This window comes from Paenibacillus sp. PastM-3 (genome assembly GCF_029893965.1).
Classification (GTDB): Bacteria; Bacillota; Bacilli; order Paenibacillales; family Paenibacillaceae; genus Paenibacillus_AQ.
In genome coordinates, this window is record NZ_JARXXP010000015.1 from 44843 (window position 1) to 67674 (window position 22832).

A 22832-nucleotide genomic window follows, 5' to 3' on the forward strand; every position below is an offset into this window, starting at 1 on the left:
GAAAGCAATGCAGTGGACATGTATGAAATTAACAATAGGAACAGGGAGTTGAAGTCATTGGCATCGGTTATTCTGGAACGCGGCCGCAAAAAAAGACTGGAGCAGGGCCACCCGTGGGTGTTCGCCAGCGAGGTAGCCTCAGTGGACGGAGAGGCGCAGGCCGGCGGTTTGGTGGATGTGCTTAACCATCAGGGGAGATATCTGGCGACCGGATATTACAATCCGGCCTCGCAGATCCGGGTGAGAATTGTATCGGAGTCTCCGCTCGCCAGTATGGATACGGCATTTTTCATCGAACGGTTTACAAGCTGCCTGCAGCACCGTGAACGGTTCCTGCCGGGAGCTGACGCATACCGTTTCGTATACGGTGAGGCGGATTTTTTGCCGGGGCTGATTATTGACCGGTTCGGCGATGTGCTGGTTGTGCAGCTGCTGACACTGGGCATGGACAAATGCCGGGACGCAATCGTTGAGGCGCTCGTACAGGTGATGGCACCGCAGGGCATTTATGAGCGCAGCGATGTTTCCGTCCGTGAGCTGGAAGGCCTGGAGCAGAGAACCGGCGTTTTGTACGGGGAATGCCCGCGTCATATTACAGTGACCGAGAACGGGCTGAAGGTGATCGTTGATATCGAAGAAGGCCAGAAGACCGGCTATTTCTTCGACCAGCGCGAGAACCGGGCATCGATTGCTCCGCTGATGAAGGGCTGGGGCGGACGCAGCGGCATTACGCTGCAGGAAGTGGAGAACGAAGACGGAGCTGTGCAGACCCTTCCGGTGAACAAAAGCGGCAAACCGGTCACCTTCCCTTACTGGGACGGAGCAACCGTGCTGGAATGCTTCGCGCATACGGGCAGCTTCACGCTGCATGCCTGCAAATATGGCGCAAAAAAGGTGACCTGTCTTGACGTATCCGCCCATGCGATCGAAAGCGCCAAGGCGAATGTTGAGATCAACGGCTTTACGGACCGTGTAGAGTTTGTTGTAGACGATGCATTTGCCTTCCTGCGCAATCAGGTAAAAGGGCTGGAGGAGCGCTCGGAGCGGGCAACCGGTAAGACGGACGTCAAACCCGGAGGCAAGCCGGCAGCCAAGACGGACACGGCCAAGCCGATGACCGCCGGCGGCGGACGCACCTGGGATGTGGTTATCCTGGACCCGCCTGCTTTTGCCAAAACCAAAAGCGCAGTAGCGGGGGCTGTCCGCGGCTACAAGGACATCAATCTGCATGGCATGAAGCTGGTCAATGAGGGCGGCTACCTGGTAACGGCGAGCTGCTCGTACCATATGCAGCCGCAGCTGTTCCTCGACACCATCGCCGAAGCAGCCAAGGATGCCGGCAAGGTGCTGCGCCTGATCGAATGGCGCGCAGCCGGCAAGGACCACCCGCAGATTCTCGGCGTGGACGAGGGCCACTACCTGAAATTTGCCGTGTTCGAGGTGCGCAGCAAGAAGTAATGAGCTGATGCGGCCGGCGCTGACTTCTTGCGCGCGCGTATAGGCGAAATCAAGAGCAAAAATGCCCTTGATTCTGGCTGACTCCTGTAATAGGCCGGGGACGCTGCAATATACCTACATTCCTGAGAGTACCCCCGGGTACTCTTTTTCTTTTGCAAACCTTTTAGTCCTCAATTGATAGTCATTCTCACTGTCATATATAATTAGCCCTAACTAATAGGGGGCGAACTATATGCTGAACCAAACTGACGCCGCATTTCTGGATGCAGGCGGGCTGTATGCCGGCTGTGGAGGCTGCAGCCGCATACAGCCGGATACAGCCGGATACAGCCGGATACAGCCTGATTCCGGATTTCACCTTGAATAAATAAGGAGGACGACAAAATGGTAGTTTCTATAGATGAATCCAAACGGCCGCTGGCTACGATTAATCTGGGAGACCAGTTTGGCCAGGATACCGTGGACGAATATCTTGCTTACTGGGAGGAGCTACTTACTGGGAGAAGCTGCTTGCGGGGAGTACATTGTTTGGGCTGATCATGATCCAGAAAGGGGAGCGGGGTGAACGGGCGGACCGTGAGGTGACGAAGCATTATACGGACTGGTGCAAGTCACCTAAGGAGCAGATTTCCCGCTGGTGCGCCGGAATTGTTCTCGTAACCGCCAGCTCCAAGCTGCTCGCCTTGTATAAACCGGTAACAGCCCTGTTTACCCAAAAAATATACGGCTGCCCGGGCAAGGTAATCTCCGGAGAAACAGAAGGGCAGGAATGGCTTAAAGTGCTGCTGCAAAAAAATATAGTATTTTGGATGATGTCAAAACAAGGAGACAGCTGCAGCATTGCGGCTGTCTTCTTTGCGTTCTGTACAGGTAAATATTGAGATTTGAAAACAATGGCAAACGTACGTTCTGTTACGAGAGTAGCAAATATGCTATAATGTTGGAACGAATGTAACAAGGGTGCCGGGACTTAAGCACTCTATCTGCGCCACGGAAGGGGTCTACTGCAATGACGGTACGCTTTTTGCTCGGCCGCTCGGGCAGCGGCAAAACTACGAAAATATGGGAGGAAGTCTCCTCACGGCTGGAAGCGGAGCCGCTCGGCGCACCGCTGATTGTGCTAGTGCCGGAGCAGGGCTCGTTCAGTGCGGAACGAGGGCTGCTGAGTACGGGGAAAGCGAAGGGCAGCATCAGGGCCCAGACGCTCAGCTTCTCCCGGCTGGCTTACCGGGTTAAGCAGGAAACAGGGGGCAGCGCTGGCCTGCCGATTAGCGAGGAAGGCAAAAAAATGCTGCTCTACAAAATTATCAGCCGCCGCAAGGATGAGCTGAAGCTGTTCGGCGCATCCGGCGACCGGCCGGGCTTTGTTGAGCGGCTGAGCAGCCTGCATACCGAGCTGAAGCGCTGCTGCCTCGGGACGAATGACCTGGAGGAGCAGCTGTCCAGAATGCGGGACTCTTCGGGCAGCCCGATTCTCGCCGGCAAGCTGGAAGATCTGCAGCTTGTATTCAGCGATCTGGAGCGGGCAATGGCGGGACTGTATATCGATGAAGAAGACAGGCTGGCCGAGCTGGCCGCCCATATTCCCGATTCTTCTTATATCCGCGGCGCCGAAGTCTGGGTAGACGGATTTCATGGCTTTACTCCCCAGGAATTTTTGGTGCTGCGCGAAATCATGCTGCATGCTTCCAAGGTGACTGTGGCGCTGACCCTGGACAAAATTTATCCGCCCGGGCTGCAGCCGCATGAGCTGGAGCTGTTTCATCCGCCAGCTGTTACGTATATCAAGTTGCGTGGAATGGCGGAGGAGGCGGGGCTTGAGGTGTGGGATGAGCTGCTTGCTCCTCCTGTATTGCCGCGGTTTGCGGACAGTCCCGCCCTGGCCCATCTGGAACGGGGCTACGGCCGCCGCTGGAAGTGGAACGGCGAAGCCGGCCGGGTTGGCAGGGAACTGTCAGTAACGGCAGCTTCCTCCCGTAGAACGGAAGTAGAAGGCGCATTGCGGGAAATGCTACGCCTGGCCCGCGAAGAAGGGGCCAGATATGGCGAAATGGCTGTATTTGTGCGGAATATCAGCGACTACGAGGCACTGATTGCCCCGTTATTTATAGATTACGGCATTCCCTTTTTCCTTGACCGGAAGGCAAGTGAGCTGCATCATCCGCTGGCGGAATTCATCCGCTCTGCGCTCGATACCGTGCGCCGCCGCTGGCGTTACGAGGATGTGTTCCGCTGTGTGAAGACGGAGCTGCTGCTGCCGCTGGACGGCAGCCTGACCCGTGAGGATATGGATCAGCTTGAGAACTATGTGCTGGCTTGCGGCATTCAGGGCTACCGCTGGACGAACGGTAAGCCGTGGAAGGGGATACCTAGTCTGTCGCTCGAAGGGGACAGAGTTGTGAATGAGGCGCTGCTGGCAAAAATGGAAGCCTGCCGTGAAGCAATCACCGGGCCTCTCTACGCCTTTGAGACACGGGTCAAGCGGAGCCGTACCGGTCTTGAGCTGTGTACGGCCGTTTATCAGCTGCTGCAGGAAACGGATATCGCGCGCAAGCTGGAGCGGCGTAGTAGGGCAGCCCTTGAACAGGGTGAGCCGGCGTCTGCCCGTGAACACAGCCAGCTGTGGGATGCGGTGCTTGACCTGCTGGACCAGATTGCTGAAATGATGGGCGGAGAACGGCTGGAATTTGAGCTGTTCGCCGGAGTGCTGGAAACCGGCCTTACTGAACTTAGAATGGGACTTGTACCGCCGTCTCTGGATCAGGTGCTGGTCGGAACGATGGACCGGACCCGGACGACCGGCGTGAAATACGCGTTTCTGCTTGGCTTCAATGAAGGAGTTGTACCGGCACAGTTCAAGGAGGACGGAATCCTCTCCGAGGGCGAGCGGCTGGTGCTGGAGAATGCCGGCATGGAGCTTGCGCCGGGAGCGGCGCGCAAGCTGCTGGACGAGCGTTTCCTCGTCTATAATGCGCTAACAACAGCCAGCCGTAGACTATGGATCAGCTATGCGACTGCAGATGATGAAGGCAAGGCACTGCTGCCTTCCGAGATTATCCGTCAGCTGCACATTATGTTCCCTGAAGGGTTGACTGAGCATATCATGTCAGGCTTCCCTTCTGCGGTACAGCCGGACGATGCTGAAGGGGAAGCCCGGCATCTCAACTTCATCGGCCAGCCGGAGCAGACACTGCGCATGCTGATTATGCAACTGCGTCAATGGAAGCAAGGCGTGGACATACCCGGCATCTGGTGGGATGCCTACAACTGGTATATTAGCGGAGGAAGGGAACGGCGGCTGCCGCTCCTGCGCCTGCTTGGGGCGCTGTTCTACCGCAACAGCGGGATTCCGCTGCGGCGGGAGACAAGCCTGCGGCTGTACGGCGGTTCAACGCTGCGGGGCAGCGTATCGCGGATGGAGAAGTTCGTGGCCTGCTCGTTTTCCCATTTTGCCTCGTACGGCCTGAGGCTCAAGGAGCGCCAGCTTTACAAGCTCCAGGCACCGGATATCGGCCAGCTGTTCCATGCGGCATTGAGCGATATGGCTAAAAACCTGCAGAAACAGGGCAAGGACTGGGGCAGCTTATCGGCCGAGGAATGCCGGAAGGAAGCGGGAGCGACGGTGGACAAGCTTGCCCCGCTGCTGCAGGGAGAAATCCTCATGAGCACCAAACGGTACGGATATATTTCCCGCAAGCTCAAGAATATTGTCGGGCGCGCCTCGATCATTCTCGGCGAGCATGCCCGCCGGGGCAGCTTTGAGCCGGCCGGGCTGGAGCTGGATTTCGGACCGGGCAAGGATCTGCCGCCGCTGAGAATCACCCTGCCTAACGGCTGTGTGATGGAGGTTGTCGGCCGGATTGACCGGGTCGATAAAGCGGAAAGCGAGCAGGGCGTGCTGCTGCGGGTGATCGATTACAAATCCAGCCAGAAGGATCTGAAGCTGCATGAGGTGTATTACGGCTTGTCGCTGCAGATGCTGACCTATCTCGATGTGCTGCTTACCTATTCGGAGCAGTGGCTGGGCCGGGCGGCGCTTCCGGCCGGAACGTTATATTTTCATGTGCATGATCCCTTGCTGTCGTCACCGAACGGCCTTAACCGGGAACAGGCGGCGCAGGAGCTTCTCAAGCGGTTCAAAATGAAGGGGCTGCTGACCGCCGATCGTGAGGTCGTCTCGCTGATGGATACAACGCTGGACAAGGGCTATTCCTCAATCGTGCCGGTGGCGCTAAAAAGTGACGGCAGCTTCTACAGCAGTGCATCCGTTGCTACGCCTGAGCAATGGGGTCAGCTTTTGACCGCAGTACGCAGCAATATTACAGAGATCGGGACGCGGATTACCGAAGGGGATGTGGCTATCCAGCCTTACCGGATTCAGCAGGAGACAGCTTGTACCTTCTGCTCGTTCCGGCCGGTCTGCCAGTTCGATGAGGCGGTAGAAGGCAACGGCTATAACAATCTGGGCAAACCGGGCAAGGATACCGTCTGGGAGCTGCTGTCGAATAAAGGAGGAGAGAAGCCGTGAGGATCAGAGCGGAAATAGAGACGAAGCCGGAAGGCAGCTTCTGGAGTGATGACCAGTGGCGGGCGATCGCCGAAAGCGGTGACGATATACTGGTTGCTGCTGCGGCAGGCTCAGGCAAAACGGCCGTACTGGTGGAGCGGATTATCCGCAAAATCAGTCGCGCGGAAACCGGCTTCAGTGTGGACCGTCTGCTCGTCGCCACGTTCACTAAAGCAGCTGCATCGGAAATGCGCCAGCGGATCCGTGAGGCGCTGGAACAGAAGCTGGAGGAGGCGGAAGGCGCTGCAGGCGGGCAGAGCCTGGAGGTAGATCATCTGCGCCGCCAGCTTGCCCTGCTGGGCAGAGCTTCCATTACAACGCTGCATTCCTTTTGCCTGGAAGTCATCCGCAGATATTATCAGATCATCCCGATCGATCCGGGCTTCCGGATTCTGAATGAGCATGAGGCGGAAATGATGCGCCAGGAGCTGCTGGAAGAGCTGCTGGAGGAAAAATACGGGGAAATGAATGAGGAAGAGGAAGACCCTGTATTTGTGCAGCTGGCAGACTGGTTCAGCGGGGAACGCAGCGATGATGCGGTGCATGCGCTAATACAGCGGCTGCATGATTTTTCGCGCAGTCATCCGTGGCCCGATCAGTGGCTGCGTGACACTGCGGCTGACTTTGCGCTGCCGGACACAGAGAGTCTGGGAGGTACCCCCTGGGTGCAGAGCATTCTGGCAGAAGCGAAGCTGACACTGGACGGCGCTGCCAGCCAGCTGATGCAGGCCAGGGAAATCGCCCTGCAGCCGGGCGGACCTGCCCCGTATGCGGATAATCTGGCCGAGGATCTGGCTATGGTGCAAGGGATGCAGGAGGCTCTGGCCTCGCGGCCCTGGGCGGAGCTGTATGATGTGTTTGTGGAAATCTATTTCGGCAAGCTGAAGGCCTGCCGGAAGGATTCAACCGATCCCGGGCTGCAGGAGATGGTTAAGGAGCTTCGCGACAATGTGAAGAAGAGTCTGCTGGAGCTGCAGAAATCCCTGTTCGGCCGTCCCGCTGACGCTTTTCTGGCAGAGCTGCATGAGGCGGCTCCGCTGATGCATGAGCTGGCGGAGACGGTTATCGCCTTCGGTGAGCGTTACCGCCAGGAGAAGGCAGGCCGGGGGCTGGTCGACTTCAGTGATCTGGAGCATTACTGCCTGCAGATTCTGCGCCATCCTGATTCGCAGCCGGGCCATTCGCTTCCTTCGGATGCCGCGGTGGAATACCGTGAGCAGTTCGATGAGGTGCTGCTCGATGAATATCAGGATACGAACAGTGTGCAGGAGGAAATTGTCCGGCTGATTGCGCGTGAGGCGCCGGGCAACCGGTTCATGGTCGGCGACATGAAACAGAGCATCTACCGGTTCCGGCTCGCCGAGCCGGGGCTGTTCCTGGACAAATACAACAGCTTCAGCGCAGCGGGCGGCGTTGAAGCAGAGAACGAGTCTGCTGCAGGCGCAGGAGACGGGGCCGCCGCGAGCGGCATGGTCATTGACCTGGCCCGCAATTTCCGCAGCCGGATGGAGGTCGTGAATGCCGTTAATATGGTGTTCCGGCAGATTATGGACAAGACGGTTGCCGAGATCAGCTATGATGAACGGGCAGAGCTCGTATACGGGGCGAATTTTCCCGGTGCGGCCGAGAAGGGGCCGGAACCTTATTTTGCCCCAGAGCTGCTGCTGATCGATAAGGGATCTTCCTCCGGCGGACGGACAGAAGAAACCGGGGAAGACGGTGAGCTCCCGGCCCAGGAGAATGAGGCCATTGAGAGTGAAACGGCCCAGCTGGAAGCGCGGGCCATTGCCCGGCGCATCTCGCAGATGACCGGGATGACCGGCGGCGCACCGCTGCTGATCTATGATAAATCACAGAAGCTGATGCGTCCGGTCGTATACGGGGACATCGTCATTTTGCTGCGCTCAGCGCGGATCTGGACACCGCTGATGATTGAAGAGCTGCGCCTGGAGGGCATTCCGGCCTTTGGTGACCAGAACAAAGGTTATTTTCAGGCTACCGAAGTGGAAATTGCCCTTTCATTGCTGCAGATCACTGATAATCCAAGCCAGGACATTCCGCTGGCCGGTGTGCTCCGCTCGCCCGTTGTCGGCTTGACCGAGGAGGAGCTGGCCGCTGTCCGTCTGTGCAGCAACGGGACTTTCTATAACGCACTCACAGCTGCGGCCGGGGGGCAAACGGCCGGGACCGGGACCGGGACAGATGCTGATCTGGCTCAGGCGGAGATTGCGGCAACACTGGAACGTTCCGACTCTGTAGATTCTGGCGCAGATTCTGTAGCACAGATTCTACCGGAGCTGCGTGAGAAGCTGCAGCATTTCCTTAACCAGCTTGAGGGCTGGAGAAATGCCGCAAGACAGGGGAGTCTGAGCACGCTGATCTGGCGCATTTACGGGGAAAGCGGTTATCTGGAATGGGTCGGCGGTCTGCCGGGCGGCTTCCAGCGCCAGAACAACCTCAAAGCCTTGTATGACCGGGCTGTCCAGTTCGAAAATGATACGACTGCCCGCGGCTTGTTCCGCTTTCTCGTCTTTATCAACCGTCTCCGTGAAAACGGGGGTGACCTTGGGGTTGCCGCAGGAACCGGTGAAGAAACCGGCGGGGTAAATATCATGACGATCCATAAGTCCAAAGGTCTGGAATTCCCGGTTGTCTTCATCGCCGGGATGGCGAAGCAGTTTAACCGCCAGGATCTGCATTCCCCGTTCCTGATGCATAAGGAGCTGGGCTTCGGCCCGCGCTTTGTGGAGCGGGAGACGAGAGTCAGCTATCCGACGCTTCCGTATCTGGCGATCAACCGCCGGTCCCGGCTGGAGCTGCTGGCTGAGGAGATGCGTGTCCTTTATGTAGCCTTGACCCGGCCGCGTGACAAAATGATTCTCGTCGGCACGCTGCGCGATGTGCCGCGGACCGTAACCGCCTGGGCAGGAACGCAGAATCGTGAGGAGCTGCTGCTTGCCGATCATCTGCTGGCCAGGGGCCGCAGCTATCTGGATTGGGTCGGCCCGGCGCTGATCCGCCATCCTGCCGCAGCCATTCTGCGTAAGCTGGCTGGCATAGAGGGGACGGGATCAACGGTGCTGCACGGCGACAGCTCCAACTGGAGCATTTCCGTGCAGAATGCCTCAGCATTAAGCTCAAGCTCTCCTTTTGCCGCGGAAGACGATGCAGCCAAAAACGAGGAGAAGCGGCAGGTGCTTGAAGCGCTGCGCAAAGGCAAAGCGGTAACCGACTACGCTACAGCAGCGGCCGGAGAGATTGCAGCGAGACTCGAATGGCAGTATCCGCTGGCCGCGGCCTCCGCTATTCCGGCGAAGACATCGGTTACGGAGCTGAAATCGATGCTCTCGCTGCAGGATCAGCCTTCCTTTGATCTGCTGGAGGAACGGGCTGAAGCCGGCGGACGGAAGGACCGGCCGGGCACAGCCCAGGCCTCGCGTGCGGACAGTCTTCATCTGCGCCGCCCCAAATTTATGGAGAAGCGCGGCCTGACAGGTGCGGAACGCGGTACCGCCTACCATACGGTAATGCAGCACATTCCTCTGGATGGTCCGGTTGACCGTGCTGTACTGGAAGCAACGCTGGAGCGCCTTGCCAGAGTTGCCATTTTGAGCGGTGAGCAGGCTGAGGCGGTTGAACTGGATGACGTGGAAGCTTTTTATAGAAGTGAGCTGGGCCGCAGACTGCTGGATGCCGAGTGGAAGCAGAGAGAGCAGCCGTTCAGTTATATGGTTCCGGCCGCTGAGGCTTATGAGGGACTTGATTATTATGATCAGGCGGCAGCGGAGACTCCGGTGGCAGGCGGGGGTGCGCTTGCAGAAGCCGTGCTGATCCAGGGGGTTATCGATTGCCTGTTCCGCGAGAACGGGCGGCTGATCCTGGTCGATTACAAAACAGATTCCGTACTGGAGCATACAGGCGGGCTGGACGGGCTGAAGGAGAAATACCGTTTCCAGCTTGAGCTGTACCGCAAAGCACTGCAGGACATCACAGGCGAGACGGTCAGCGAGATCTGGCTGTACTTTTTTGACGGCGGGCATGCTGTGAGTCTGTAAATCTATTAAATATATTTTGATACAACGAATACCGCAAAGTTGGCGGGGAAAAGAGGGCGGAAATGCGCATATTGCATACAGGCGACTGGCACTTGGGCCGTACGCTGGAAGGCCGGAGCCGGCAGAAGGAGCAGGAGCAGTTCATTGACGAGCTGGTGGAAATTGCCGACGCCGGGCAGGCGGATCTTATTTTGATGGCGGGGGATGTCTATGATTCGGTCAATCCTCCGGCGGCGGCTGAGCAGCTGTTCTATGATGCGGCAGCCAGGCTGACTGCGGGCGGCAGGCCGCTTGTGGTCATCTCGGGCAACCATGACCAGCCGGAACGTGTGGCCTCCGTCTCCCCGCTGGTGCGCAGACAAGGCATTACACTGGTCGGTATGCCGACATCGGAGCCGGTAACGGTGCATGCGGTGCGGACAGGCGAAATTGCCAAAATCGCTGCCCTCCCGTATCCCTCGGAAGCCCGTCTGGGTGAGCTCCTCGCCGGGGAGAGCGGGGAAGACGAGCTGCGGCTGGCATACAGTGCCAGAGTCGGCAGGCTGATGAAGCTGCTGGGCCGGGAGTTTACGCCGCAGACAGTAAATTTGGCCATGAGCCACATTTATGTGCTGGGTGGTGTGGAGAGTGATTCGGAGCGTCCGATCCAGGTCGGCGGTGCGTACACGGTAGATCCGTCTGCCTTGTCCTGCGGCGCCCAGTATACAGCGCTCGGGCATCTGCACCGCGCCCAGCGGGTTAAAGGGGACGGGATGATCCGTTACAGCGGATCGCCGCTGGCCTACAGCTTTTCCGAAGCAGGCCAGGCCAAGTCGGTAACGATGGTGGATGTTGCACCCGGAGGTGATCCGGTGTTTGAGGAAATTTATCTCAGCTGCGGCCGTCCGCTGGTGAACTGGAAATCCTCTGGCGGGCTGCAGGAGGTCTACAGCTGGCTTGATGAGGGCCGTGACGCCAATGCTTTTATCGATCTGGAGCTGCGGCTGACGGAAGCGATGTCGCTGAATGATATCCAGCGTCTGCGCAAGGCGCGGGAAGGGATTATTCATATCCGTCCGGTCTATCCGCAGATGGAGCTTGAACTCGAGCAGACAGCCCGGTCGCGCATGCCGGTCCAGGAGCTGTTCCGCAAATTTTACCAGCGGCAGACCGGCGGCGCGGAACCGGAGGATGAATTGATCCGGCTGTTCCTGGAGCTGGCGGAAGAAGAGGACCGGCGCCAGCCGGAGGAAGGGGAGGTGGGCTGACGTGAAGCCGATTCTATTAAAATTGTCCGGATTGCAGAGCTACAGGGAGCAGCAGGAGATAGATTTTGCCAGTCTGACCGAGACAGGGCTGTTCGGGATTTTTGGCCCGACAGGCAGCGGCAAGTCCAGCCTGCTGGATGCCATAACGCTGGCGATGTACGGCAAGGTGGAGCGTGCGGTGAACGGTACGCAGGGAATCATGAACCATTCCGAGGATCAGCTTAGCGTAGCCTTCACCTTTGAGCTGGTCTCCTCTTCAGGCCCCCGCCGCTTCAGGGTGGAACGGAAGTTCAAACGTACCGGCGATCAGTCCGTCAGCAATACGATCAGCCGATTTATTGAGCTTACGGACGATGGCGATCATGTCCTGGCAGACAAGCTGGCTGATGTTACCCGCTGTGTGGAGGAGCATATCGGGCTCAAGATGGACGACTTCACCCGTGCGGTCGTGCTGCCCCAGGGCAAATTCGCCGAGTTCCTGTCGCTGCGGGGGGTTGACCGCAGACAGATGCTCCAGCGCTTGTTTCACCTGGAGCAGTACGGGGACCAGCTGGCGCTGAAGCTCAGCCGCAGGGTCAAGGACAATGAGGCCGCGCTGCGGGCGCTGGAGGCTGAGCAGCAGGGGCTTGGCAACGCCGGCAAAGCGGATGTTGAGGCGGCGGAAGTGCGGCTTACGGAAGCGGTCCGCCGCGCGGAGGAGTGCCGCAGGCTGCTGGAGGAAGCCCAGCAGCGCTCAGACCGCTTCGCGAAGATCCGCGAGCTGCAGGAGGAGCGTACCCGCCGCGAGGCCAAGCGGCAGGCGCTGCTTGCCCAGGAGGATTCTATCCTCCTCCTGGAGCAGAAGCTCGGCCAGGCTGACGAGGCTGAGCAGCGGCTGCCTGTGCTGACCGCCTGGCGCAGCGCGGAAGCCGCCTGGAAGAGCCGGCTGGCCCGAGCGGAGGGCCAGGAGGTGACTGCCGCTTCCGTTGAGCGGGAAGCGGCGGGGCTTGCCGCAGCCGAGGCTGCGGCTCAGGCTGCGCTGCTGGCGGAGGAGCCTGCGCTGCGCGAAGGCGCAGACACCTACCGCCGCGCGCTGGAGCTCGAAGCCGAGCTCGCCGGGCTGCGGCAGGAGCGAGCCGCTGTGCTGGAGCGCAGCGGGACGCTCTCCGGCGCGCTGGGCGCAGCGCAGGAGCGGATGGCCCGGGAGCGGGAGCTTTTGGCCCGCGGCCAAAAGAAGCAGCAGGAGCTGCAGCAGAGCCTGCTGCCGCTGGCGGTCCGCTCCCAGGAGCGGCAGTCTCTGCAGGAGGCCATGCAGAGACTGCAGGGGCTGCGCTCAGCCGAGACCCAGTGGGACTCGGCTGAGCGCGAGCGCCAGGGCCGCGCGGCGGTGCTCGCCGCAGCGGAGGCGCGCCTTGCCGCGGCCGAGGGCCGGCGGCAGGAGCTGGCGGCGCAGCGCAGCGGGCTGGTCGCCTCGGCAGCGCTGCACCTGGAGGACCTGCGGGCTGCGGAAGCCGCCGCAGGGGAAGCTGCCGTGCGCCTGGAGCAGCACGGCAGCGCGCTGGAGGCCGCGCTCAAAGAGCAGGAGGTTCACCGGCTCTCGCTTGCGCTCGCCGGTGAACTCCAAGACGGGCTGCCTTGCCCTGTCTGCGGCAGCGAGCATCACCCCGCGCCTGCGTCCGCCCAGGACGGCGGCGCGGAGGAAGAGACGGCCGTCCGGCTCCAGCAGGTGCGCCAGCTGGCCAGACAGGCGCTCGATACACGCCACCTGTTCCGCAGCCTGCTGGAACAGGACGGAGCCTGGCTCGAGCAGGTGTACGGCGGAAGCGTGACGGATCTTATGGGTAATCCGCCGGCTGCTGCGGGTCTGGAGCAGGCCGCCGTCGCTGCCGTTGCCCAGGCCGGGCAGGTGCAGGCGGAAGCGCCTGATGCCGGGCTGCTTGCGGAGCTGGAGGCCAGACTGGCTTCCGGCAAGTCCCGCTCGGCAGGGCTGCGCAGCACAGCTGCCCGGTGGCAGCAGTCCATGCAGGAGCAGCAGCAGCTGTGCCATAAGGAAGCGGCTGCCGTAGAGGCAGAGACAGCCTGGCTGCAGGGACTGGCCGTCAAAGCCGAGGAGCTGTCAGGCCAGTTAGCCGGCCTGCGCGGGGAATGGGCAGCGCTGTTCCCGGAACTGGCGGTGAACGAGGCGGAGGCCGCGTACCGGGCCATGCAGCTTAAGGACGAGCAGTCGGAAGAAATCCGGGGACGGCTGGAGATCAGCGTTAAATTTCTGGAGGACAAAAACGCTGCCGTCCAGGCGCTGCAGGAGGAAATTACCGGTTTGGACAAGGAGCTGGCACAGCTGCACGCCCAGCTGGAGGGCAAGGAAGCGCTGGAGCGCGAGAAAGCGCAGCGCCTGCTGCAGTGGACCGGCGGCCGGGCTGCTGCCGGGCTGCTTGCTGAATGCGAGCGGCAGCTGCGGAGCCTGCAGACTGCGCTTGAGAGCAGCAGGCTAAGCCACCGCCAGGCTGCCGAGAAGGCGCAGCATGAGCTGAAGGAAGCGGCCATTGCCCGCCAGGCGGCTGAATCTGCCCGCGAGCATTATACGGAAGCTGCTGCGCGCTGGGAAGAGAGCCTGCAGTCGTCTCCGTTCGCTTCAGCGGCCGAGATTGAAGCTGCAGCCCTGCCGCCGGAAGAACGGACGGCGGCTGTCCTCCGGGTGCGGAGCCACCGTGAGGAGGAAGCTGAAGTGAACCTGCAGCTGCGGAGCATCGCTGACAAGCTGCAGGGCGAAGTCCTCAGCGACGGAGACTGGCAGGAAAGCGTGGCTGCTCTTAAGCAATGCAAGGAAGACGACGAGGAATCGCTGCGGAGACGGGCCCGTGCCGAGCGCGACCTGGAGGATCTCCAGCAGCGCCATATCCGCTGGATGGAGCTGGAGGAGCAGCGGTCCCGTCATGCTGAGCAGCAGGACCGGCTGTCCAAGCTGCAGACCGTGCTGCGCGGCAATGCCTTCGTCGAGTATATCGCCGAAGAGCAGCTGATGCAGGTCTGCCAGGCTGCGTCGCAGCGGCTGCGTTTCCTGTCCAAGCAGCGTTATGCGCTGGAGGTCGACTCCGGCGGCGGCTTCGTGATCCGCGATGACGGGAACGGGGGCGTGCGCCGACCGGTTTCTACCTTGTCGGGCGGTGAGACGTTCCTGACCTCCCTGTCACTGGCGCTCGCCCTGTCGGCACAGATCCAGCTGCGCGGACAATATCCGCTGCAGTTCTTTTTCCTTGATGAAGGGTTCGGTACTCTGGATACAGAACTGCTGGATACCGTGATCACTTCCCTCGAGAAACTGCATAATGACCAGCTGTCTGTCGGCATTATCAGCCATGTTCCCGAGCTCCGGGCCAGGCTGCCGCGCAAGCTGATTGTTGTTCCTGCCGAGCAGGGCGGCGGGGGCTCGCACATTCTTTTGGAAAAAATGTGAAATTAGGGGCTTGATGTGATGTCAATCACAGAGACACCATCATGCCCCTGTTATAATACAGCTAAGCCGACATCTTTTAGAAACACCTCGGCGGACGTATGACCGGGATGCACTCCTTTTCATACGTTCGCCGCCGAATCAGCCTTTCAGCTGATAGGGTGTTTCTTTTTTTTTGTCTATTTTTATGTATCTGGTTCTATACATCTTTTATATATCTTTTATACTTCTGGTTTATGAATCAGGTGGAGAGTTGCCCTTGTTTTGAATATGCTGGGATAGCTGCACTCTGTACAGCTAAAATCGCCGGAAACCGGTGTCTGCGTCAATTAGCTGTATTTGGTACAACTATAGCAGGCTGAACCGCTGATAACACGGAAAATTCGACGGTTTAGTTGCATCAAATACACTTAAAACACATTGTTGAAGAAAAATCGGCGTTTTAGTTGTATAACGTACAGTTAAGTGGGGCAAGGCCCGCCGAATACATAGTGGAAGGTCTCCTTTTATATAGACTCAGGTTGTTTTAAAATTTAGGAACTCGGTGTCACTTAGCCAGAGCTGATTATATGTAGTATTAATTCCAAACAAGAGGGACAGGAATCCCTGTAGAAGATAACCCAGGGTAATAACGTTAGCAGAGTTTTTTAATGTCCAAACTTAATTAAGATTTTACGAAAGTATGCCAGCTGTTATTGATACAGTCCAATGTTGTATGACTTTCCCTTGTCTGCATATCCCTTTTCTAAAATGGCCTTCCACGCTCCGGCTTTCGTATTGCGCAAAAATCCTGTATGATTAGACACATAAAAATCAATGGCGGGAAGGCCGGACAGGCGATGGGCAGGCAGGCGATCCATCCGGGTCAAGCGTCTGGCCAGGCAGCAAGTCTGCTGCGAAGAGCACCCAAGCAGTTATGTTCCGTAAATCAATTCAGTGTTAACGAAGGCAAGCTTTGCCGAGCAGCATGTTTAAGCAGTATCGCTCCACAAAACGTTCAGGAGGAAGTGTTGTATGGAAACCGTTTTTAGCAAAATTATAGAGGGCACAATTCCTTCAAAAAAGGTGTTCGAGAACGAGCGGATTCTGGCGTTCCATGATATTCAGCCTGCGGCACCGGTGCATGTGCTGATTATTCCCAAGAAATTCATCGCCTCGATGAACGATGTTACGGCAGAGGATCTGCCGCTGATCGCCGAGATCCATGCTGTGGCTCAGCAGATTGCGCTTGAGCTGGGTGTCGCGGAAACCGGATACCGTTTGATCAATAACTGCGGGCCAGACAGCGGACAAGCCGTTCCGCACCTGCATTACCATCTGATCGGCGGCGCCAAGCTGGGTGCTCTTGTCGGCATTTCAGACTCACACGCGTAGTACTTTATTGAAAATCAGATTACCTGCCGAAAAAAGAATAACACGAAGGTTGACACCTTATTTCAGTTTGACCTATAATGAAATTTGATGAACCGTGTTATGCTCTTGGACGGTCTGGTCGGAGGGAGGGAAAACTGGTGTCTGAAACGAAAGTTCGTAAAAACGAGACAATTGATGCTGCACTTCGTCGCTTTAAACGTTCCATCGCTAAAGATGGTGTCTTGGCTGAGGTGAAGAAACGCAAGCATTATGAGAAGCCAAGCGTTAAGCGCAAGAAGAAGTCTGAGGCTGCTCGTAAGAGAAAGTTTTAGGAGGATTACCGAGTCATGAATCTTAGCGAACGATTGAACGAAGATATGAAGCAAGCGATGAAGAGTAAGGACAAGTTCACACTCTCCACCATTCGAATGGTTCGTTCTACGATAAATTATTCTGAAATAGAATTAAAGAGAACATTAGACGACAACGAAGTGCTTGATATCCTTAGTCGTGAAATCAAACAGCGCAAAGATGCCCTCCAAGAATTTGAATCAGCGGGTCGTGAAGAGCTTGCCGCGAATACGAAGGCAGAAATCGAGATTATCATTAAGTATCTTCCTGCGCAGCTTTCCGAAGAAGAAATTAAAGTAATTGTACAGCAGACCATCCAGGAAACCGGTGCTTCTTCGAAAAGTGATATGGGTAAGGTCATGAGCGCACTGATGCCTAAGGTCAAAGGTCGCGCCGATGGTAAACTTGTGAACCAGGCGGTTCTGCAATTTCTGCAATAATATAGCGCTAACACCCCTTTTTATAAGGGGTGTTTTTCGTTATAAAAGGGACAAATTATAAGCATCTGCTTATCTTTGTCTCTTTTTCTTTGGGCTTAAAGCCGGCAGTCCGGCTAATGTTTTGAAACGGATTGCCGGTTTAGGGCGTACTAGGAGTATGAAATGGGTTATGATGAAGAGGGGAGGTTCTAAATGTGGGCAGAATCCGGAAACGGCTTATCTCCTTTACTGTCGCTATCCTGCTGCTGATGCTGTGCATACCGGCACTGGCAGGTGCAGCCGCATCATCCGGGTCAACACGGCCGGCCGGAGAAGTCAAAAGCGGCCCTGTATTTATCATTCCGGTTGAACATGAGATTGAACGCGGGCTGCAGAGCTTTCTGGAGCGCGGATTTGCAGAGGCGGCCAACTACGGGGCGGTTCTGATTGTACTGGAGATTGATACACCGGGGGGACTGGTGAATTCTGCAGAACAGATTGGTTCACTGATCAGGGACAGCGACATTCCGGTTACAGCTTTTATTAAGGGCGACGCTGCGTCGGCAGGCAGTTACATAGCGTTGAACGCAGACAACATTATTATGAAGCCAGGAAGCATGATCGGCGCGGCATCACTTGTAGACAGGGACGGCAACAGTGTGGATGACGCCAAAATCGTCTCATACTGGAAATCCAAAATGGTCGGGGCAGCCATGCTGAACGGCCGTGATCCTGACATAGCTGCAGGAATGATGGATGTGAACCTGGTCGTGAACAAGCCTGAGCTTGGCGTGAACAAGGCGGCAGGACAGCTTATTGCGCTGACCAGTGACGAGGCGCTGAAAGCGGGCTATGCCGAGCATTTGGCTGCCACACCGGAGGAAGGCGTTGCCTGGCTGGGCTACTCTACTGACGACATTTTTCACGTTAAGCAGACCGGGGCCGAGAAAGTGTCGCATTTTCTCACTAATCCGGTAGTCATGACGATTCTGCTCTTTATCGGGATTGCCGGGATTGTCATTGAACTGCTGGTGCCGGGCTTCGGGGCTCCGGGCATCGTCGGTACGCTGGCCTTTGCCCTGTATTTCTTCGGCAACTATGTGGCCGGCTTCGCCGGAGCGGAGACATGGCTGCTGTTCATTCTGGGGCTTGTCATGCTGGTGCTGGAGCTCTTTGTGCCAAGCTTCGGCATACTCGGGCTGCTGGGTTCAGTCTGTCTGATCGCGGGCGTTGTGCGGGCAGCCTTCAGCTATACCCACGCCCTGCTTAATCTCGGGATCGCATTTGCTGCTGCGGCGGTAGTCATTGCGGTCGTTGTGGTTGCTTTCAAGGAGCGCGGCATCTGGAACCGGTTCATTCTCAGGGAGAGTCTGACTAAAGAAGAGGGCTTTGTGCCTGCACTGGAAAAGCTCAGCCTCATTGGCGCAGCAGGAATGAGCCTTACTCCGCTCCGTCCTGCGGGAACAGCCATGATCGGCGGAGAACGGGTGGATGTAGTTACTGAAGGCAGCTTTATCAATCCTGACCGGCCTATTGCCGTGGTGAAGGTGGAGGGCGGCCGTGTGGTGGTAAAGGAAGCAGCGGAATGAGCTGCGAATGTAGAATGATTTTTAATAAAAGTAACGGAGGTTGGGAACAGGTATGGGCGAAGCTTCTTTGATTCCTATTTTGCTGATTGCGGTTGTCGTGATCATTGTATTGAGTGTATTCTTCAGCTTCTTCCCGGTTATGCTGTGGATTTCCGCATGGGCATCCGGTGTAAGAATCAGCATTATTACGCTGGTGGCGATGAGACTGCGCCGGGTAACGCCAAGCCGGATTGTTAATCCGCTGATCAAGGCTACCAAAGCCGGACTGGGTCTTAACATCAACCAGCTGGAGAGCCATTATCTCGCCGGCGGTAACGTTGACCGGGTTGTCAATGCGCTGATCGCGGCGCAGCGGGCCAATATTCCGCTTGAATTTACCCGTGCGGCGGCAATTGACCTGGCAGGGCGTGACGTGCTGCTGGCGGTGCAGATGAGTGTTAACCCGCGTGTCATTGAAACACCGATTGTAGCTGCAGTTGCCAGAAACGGGATTGAAGTTAAGGTAAAAGCCCGCGTGACTGTCCGCGCCAATATCGACCGGCTGGTCGGCGGTGCGGGTGAGGAAACCATTATTGCCCGTGTCGGCGAAGGGATTGTTACCACGGTAGGTTCCAGTAATTCGCATAAAGACGTGCTGGAGAATCCGGATTCGATTTCCCGGACTGTTTTGTCCAAGGGGCTTGACTCCGGTACAGCCTTTGAAATTCTCTCCATTGATATTGCGGACGTCGATGTCGGCAAAAATATCGGGGCTTACCTGCAGACCGAGCAGGCGGAAGCGGATAAGCGCATCGCCCAGGCGAAAGCCGAGGAGCGCAGAGCGATGGCTGTTGCCCATGAGCAGGAGATGAAGGCGAGAGTTGTCGAAATGAAGGCGCTGGTTGTCGAATCCGAATCCCAGGTGCCGCTGGCTATGGCGGAAGCGCTGCGGTCCGGACAGCTGGGTGTGATGGATTACATGAATCTCAAAAATATCGAGGCCGACACACAGATGCGCGGCTCGCTCGGTAAAGTGAACGACGGGGATGATCCGAACCGTCCGACCAATAAATAAGGGGATGTGAGATCCCATGGGCAGTCTGATTTATATTGCCGTGATTATTCTGATCGCTATCTTTACCAATGTGAATAAAGCGGCCAAGAATAAGAAAAAGCCTAACGCCCGCGGCGGAATGCCGACCTTTGGCGGGGGCGGGGATAACCCGCTGCGCAGGATTGGACGCCAGGACGCTGACGAAGATAAAGCGCGTTCTGCCGGAACCGGCAGCGGCTTCCCTGCACCCGAAGGCAGCATGTCCTCCCGGGACAGCTCATCCTATGAGCGGCATGAGCATGAACTGGCCCCTGCCTGGGAAGAGCCGCCCCAGATCCCGACTCCCGACTATGAGACGGGTGAAGGGATGTCTTACGAGCAGCCTGCGGATCAGGAGGACAGTGTTCAGGCCCGCACAGAACGGATGCAGCGTGAGCTGGAGCGCCTGCAGGCCGCATATGACGGTATGGCAGCCTATGGCCTGGAGAAGGCTGCAGACGGGCCTGCAGCGGCCGGTGTGCAGGGGTCTGCTTCCGCCTCTCTCCCCGGCGGAGCTGCAGACAGCCGTCAGGCGCTGCGGAACGGGATCATCTGGGCGGAAATTCTCGGTCCGCCGCGTTCACGGCGTCCGCACTCAACGAAGAGATAGCAGCCGTACTACAGCTGACGTGTTAAGACGACCAGAACTGGATTACAGTTTATGTAAGGCAAGCCTTTGGAACCTTCTTGAAGGGTCCAGAGGCTTTTTTACGTTTGCCGCAGGCTCTGCGGAAGGACCGCAGCCGCATTTCTCCCTGTGTGAGTATTTCTCATAAAAGCCTGCAGCGCCGCATAAGGTGTAAAGAAGGCAGGAAGGGGGAGAAGTCTACATATGACCCGTATCGGCCGCAGGCTGCGGGGATGGACAAACGGGGTACTGGATCTTCCGCAGGATGTGCTGCAGGAGCTGCCCCGGATCACCCTGATCGGCAATAAGGAACTGTATATCGAGAACCACCGCGGTGTGCTGCATTTTTCATCAGGCCAGCTTACAATCGCGTTAGCCAACGGCTCGCTTGAAATCTCTGGGCAGGAGCTAATGATCCGCAATATTCTCGGCCAGGAGCTGGCTGTTGAAGGCATTATCGGGGAAATCAGATACAAGGGAAGCGAGGAGAAACCATGAAAGAGCCGCCTCTGTCATTACTGCGGGGGTTCGTTACACTGCATGTGACGGGACCTGCGGTGGAGAAGTTTATCAACGCCGTAACCGAAGCCGGCATCGTCATCTGGGAGGTGAAGCCTGCAGGGAACGGCGCTTCCCTCAACCTGCTGCTGGATGACTTTTTCAGCCTCCGGCCGCTTTTAAAAAAGACAGGCTGCCGTATGCATGTCACTGCGAGAAACGGCCTTCCTTTCCGGCTGGCCAGGCTGTGGAGACGCAAGCTTTTTGCCGGAGGCATCCTGCTGTTCGGGGTAATGCTTCTGCTGTTCTGCTCCATGGTCTGGACAGTCCGGATCGAAGGCAACCAGCGTATAGCCTCCGATGATCTGCTGGCTGCCGCCCGCCAGGAGGGGATTTATCCGTTTCAGTGGATCTGGCGCATGGACGAGCCGGACAAGCTCTCCAAAAGACTGACCTCCCGCGTGCCGGGACTTTCCTGGGTGGGCGTAGAGCGGACAGGGACGAGCATCACAATCCAGGTTGTCGAGGCAGACCAGCCGGAAAAGCGCCCCCTCCTGAGCAAGCGCCATCTGGTCAGCAGAACGGATGCGGTTGTTACCGGTATTTATGCTGAGGAGGGCCGGCCGGTGGTGGGCATCAATTCCCGGGTTAAAAAAGGACAGATCCTCATATCAGGGGCACTGGGTGATGAGGAAAATATAGAGTATGTTGTAGCCAAGGGCGAAGTAAAGGGACTTGTCTGGCATGAATACAATATTGAGGTCCCGCTGAAGACGACAAGCAGCTCCTATACCGGGGAACGAAAAGACCGGACCTATCTTGTAATCGGAGACTGGGCAGTACAGCTGTGGGGTTACGGTAAATCCGGATTCAGCAAATCGCGTACACTCACGGAAAATAATATGCTCTCCTGGCGCTCCCTTCAGCTGCCGCTGGGCGTAATGACGGAGAAGGAGCTGGAGATCAGCTATGCGTCTTCGGTGAAGACGGCGGAAGAGGCGAGGGAGGAAGGGATTGCCCGCGCAAAAAGCGATATTTTGGCCCGTTACGGCACAGACAGCACCATTAAAAGTCAAAAAATTTTGCATGAGAAGAAAGACAATGGTAAAGTTTATATGAAAGTGCTGTTTGAGGTGGAAGAGAGAATCGCGGAAGAACTTCCGATAGTAAACAACTGAGGAGAATGAGGCTACTTGTCAGAACAGACTGCAAGCATTCGTATATCTTTGCAAAATGCGGGAGAAGCGCAATCCCTGTTCGGCCCGCAGGATGGATTTCTGAAAATCATTGAAAGTGAAATTCCGGCAGTGATTGACTCGCGTGAAGCAGAAATTACAATACGCGGGGCGGAGCGTGAGGTGGACATGCTGGAGCAGCTGTTCAATGTGCTGCTGTCCCTGATCCGCAGCGGTTACATTCTCAGCGAGCGCGATGTCCAGTATGCAGTGGAGCTGGCCAAGGAGTTCCGCTCTGATCAGCTGCTGGACCTGTTCAAAGGCGAAATTACGACTACGTTCCGCGGTAAGCCTATCCGCGTCAAAACCATCGGCCAGAAGCATTATGTGACCACGATCAAGAAACGCGACATCGTCTTCGGGATCGGGCCTGCGGGAACGGGTAAAACCTACCTCGCTGTTGTGCTCGCCGTTGCAGCCCTCAAGGAGGGTTCCGTGAAGCGGATCGTGCTTACCCGGCCTGCTGTGGAAGCAGGTGAAAGCCTGGGCTTTCTGCCGGGCGATCTGCAGGAGAAGGTTGATCCGTACCTGCGTCCGCTCTACGATGCCCTGTACGACGTTATGGGGCCGGACCAGGTAGCCAAGGCGCTGGAGCGGGGACTGATCGAGATTGCACCGCTTGCCTATATGCGCGGACGTACGCTGGATGATTCTTTTATTATCCTGGATGAAGCCCAGAATACGACTCCGGAGCAGATGAAGATGTTTCTGACCCGGCTTGGCTTCGGCTCCAAGATGGTCATCACCGGTGACGTTACCCAGATTGACCTGCCGCGCGGCAAAAAATCGGGATTGATCGAAGCTAAGGCGATTTTATCCGGCATTGAGGAAATCGGGTTTGTATATTTTGCAGAACAGGATGTAGTAAGACATTCTCTGGTGCAGAAAATTATCGTAGCCTATGACCGCTCTGCCGAAAACCTCGACTAA

General features: G+C 57.2%; 17 protein-coding genes. All 17 read left to right on the forward strand.

Features of this window, described 5'->3' with window-relative positions; translation table 11 throughout:
- Positions 1-57 precede the first annotated feature (57 nt).
- The 17 genes from M2108_RS19815 to M2108_RS19895 all read left to right on the forward strand — a co-directional run bounded on the left by M2108_RS19815 (position 58) and on the right by M2108_RS19895 (position 22832).
- On the forward strand, positions 58-1458 hold the full coding sequence (locus M2108_RS19815) for a class I SAM-dependent rRNA methyltransferase (RefSeq protein ID WP_277471159.1): 1401 nt from the start codon (positions 58-60) through the stop codon (positions 1456-1458).
- 232 nt (positions 1459-1690) lie between these two features.
- On the forward strand, positions 1691-1825 hold the full coding sequence (locus tag M2108_RS19820; protein ID WP_277471158.1) for a hypothetical protein: 135 nt from the start codon (positions 1691-1693) through the stop codon (positions 1823-1825).
- Positions 1826-1842: 17 nt separating this feature from the next.
- A complete protein-coding gene (locus M2108_RS19825; RefSeq protein ID WP_277471157.1) occupies positions 1843-1995 on the forward strand; it encodes a hypothetical protein in 153 nt (50 codons plus the stop codon).
- Positions 1983-2339, forward strand: a complete 357-nt coding sequence (locus M2108_RS19830) for a hypothetical protein (RefSeq protein ID WP_280777154.1) — start codon at positions 1983-1985, stop codon at positions 2337-2339. Before M2108_RS19825 ends, M2108_RS19830 begins: the two co-directional genes overlap by 13 nt.
- A gap of 128 nt (positions 2340-2467) precedes the next feature.
- A complete protein-coding gene (gene addB, locus M2108_RS19835) occupies positions 2468-5986 on the forward strand; it encodes a helicase-exonuclease AddAB subunit AddB (RefSeq protein WP_277471155.1) in 3519 nt (1172 codons plus the stop codon).
- Positions 5983-10080 (forward strand): helicase-exonuclease AddAB subunit AddA, encoded by a 4098-nt coding sequence (gene addA, locus M2108_RS19840; RefSeq protein WP_277471154.1) that lies wholly within the window; start codon positions 5983-5985, stop codon positions 10078-10080. The genes addB and addA overlap by 4 nt, the downstream gene beginning before the upstream one ends.
- A gap of 62 nt (positions 10081-10142) precedes the next feature.
- On the forward strand, positions 10143-11327 hold the full coding sequence (locus tag M2108_RS19845; protein WP_277471153.1) for an exonuclease SbcCD subunit D: 1185 nt from the start codon (positions 10143-10145) through the stop codon (positions 11325-11327).
- Position 11328: 1 nt separating this feature from the next.
- On the forward strand, positions 11329-14760 hold the full coding sequence (locus tag M2108_RS19850) for an AAA family ATPase (protein ID WP_277471152.1): 3432 nt from the start codon (positions 11329-11331) through the stop codon (positions 14758-14760).
- Positions 14761-15771: 1011 nt separating this feature from the next.
- Complete coding sequence (locus M2108_RS19855; RefSeq protein WP_090712343.1) at positions 15772-16131, forward strand: histidine triad nucleotide-binding protein; 360 nt, start codon at positions 15772-15774, stop codon at positions 16129-16131.
- Positions 16132-16268: 137 nt separating this feature from the next.
- The gene (gene rpsU, locus M2108_RS19860; RefSeq protein ID WP_005547957.1) at positions 16269-16442 is read left to right on the forward strand and encodes a 30S ribosomal protein S21; all 174 of its coding nucleotides are present in this window, start codon (positions 16269-16271) and stop codon (positions 16440-16442) included.
- A gap of 15 nt (positions 16443-16457) precedes the next feature.
- Positions 16458-16901: a GatB/YqeY domain-containing protein gene (locus M2108_RS19865; protein WP_039876079.1), complete on the forward strand. Its 444-nt coding sequence runs from the start codon at positions 16458-16460 to the stop codon at positions 16899-16901.
- A gap of 248 nt (positions 16902-17149) precedes the next feature.
- A complete protein-coding gene (locus tag M2108_RS19870; RefSeq protein ID WP_277471199.1) occupies positions 17150-18469 on the forward strand; it encodes an NfeD family protein in 1320 nt (439 codons plus the stop codon).
- A 52-nt stretch (positions 18470-18521) separates the two neighbouring features.
- Entirely contained in the window at positions 18522-19523 is a 1002-nt protein-coding gene (gene floA, locus M2108_RS19875) for a flotillin-like protein FloA (RefSeq protein ID WP_068729313.1), read from the forward strand.
- Between the two features lie 16 nt (positions 19524-19539).
- Positions 19540-20151 carry a hypothetical protein gene (locus tag M2108_RS19880; protein WP_277471150.1) on the forward strand — a complete coding sequence of 204 codons (612 nt, stop codon included), beginning with the start codon at positions 19540-19542 and terminating at the stop codon, positions 20149-20151.
- Positions 20152-20373: 222 nt separating this feature from the next.
- On the forward strand, positions 20374-20667 hold the full coding sequence (gene yqfC / locus M2108_RS19885) for a sporulation protein YqfC (RefSeq protein ID WP_277471149.1): 294 nt from the start codon (positions 20374-20376) through the stop codon (positions 20665-20667).
- Positions 20664-21845: a sporulation protein YqfD gene (gene yqfD, locus M2108_RS19890; RefSeq protein WP_277471148.1), complete on the forward strand. Its 1182-nt coding sequence runs from the start codon at positions 20664-20666 to the stop codon at positions 21843-21845. The genes yqfC and yqfD overlap by 4 nt, the downstream gene beginning before the upstream one ends.
- Positions 21846-21860: 15 nt before the next feature.
- The gene (locus M2108_RS19895) at positions 21861-22832 is read left to right on the forward strand and encodes a PhoH family protein (RefSeq protein ID WP_277471147.1); all 972 of its coding nucleotides are present in this window, start codon (positions 21861-21863) and stop codon (positions 22830-22832) included.

Excerpts from the sequence above, each read along its gene's own strand:
- M2108_RS19880 (WP_277471150.1), top strand. The coding sequence starts at position 19,540 with ATGGGCAGTCTGATTTATATTGCCGTGATTATTCTGATCGCTATCTTT.
- M2108_RS19820 (WP_277471158.1), top strand. The coding sequence starts at position 1,691 with ATGCTGAACCAAACTGACGCCGCATTTCTGGATGCAGGCGGGCTGTAT.
- M2108_RS19865 (WP_039876079.1), top strand. The coding sequence starts at position 16,458 with ATGAATCTTAGCGAACGATTGAACGAAGATATGAAGCAAGCGATGAAG.
- floA (WP_068729313.1), top strand. The coding sequence starts at position 18,522 with ATGGGCGAAGCTTCTTTGATTCCTATTTTGCTGATTGCGGTTGTCGTG.
- M2108_RS19855 (WP_090712343.1), top strand. The coding sequence starts at position 15,772 with ATGGAAACCGTTTTTAGCAAAATTATAGAGGGCACAATTCCTTCAAAA.
- M2108_RS19845 (WP_277471153.1), top strand. The coding sequence starts at position 10,143 with ATGCGCATATTGCATACAGGCGACTGGCACTTGGGCCGTACGCTGGAA.
- M2108_RS19870 (WP_277471199.1), top strand. The coding sequence starts at position 17,150 with ATGCTGTGCATACCGGCACTGGCAGGTGCAGCCGCATCATCCGGGTCA.
- M2108_RS19825 (WP_277471157.1), top strand. The coding sequence starts at position 1,843 with ATGGTAGTTTCTATAGATGAATCCAAACGGCCGCTGGCTACGATTAAT.
- addB (WP_277471155.1), top strand. The coding sequence starts at position 2,468 with ATGACGGTACGCTTTTTGCTCGGCCGCTCGGGCAGCGGCAAAACTACG.
- yqfD (WP_277471148.1), top strand. The coding sequence starts at position 20,664 with ATGAAAGAGCCGCCTCTGTCATTACTGCGGGGGTTCGTTACACTGCAT.
- yqfC (WP_277471149.1), top strand. The coding sequence starts at position 20,374 with ATGACCCGTATCGGCCGCAGGCTGCGGGGATGGACAAACGGGGTACTG.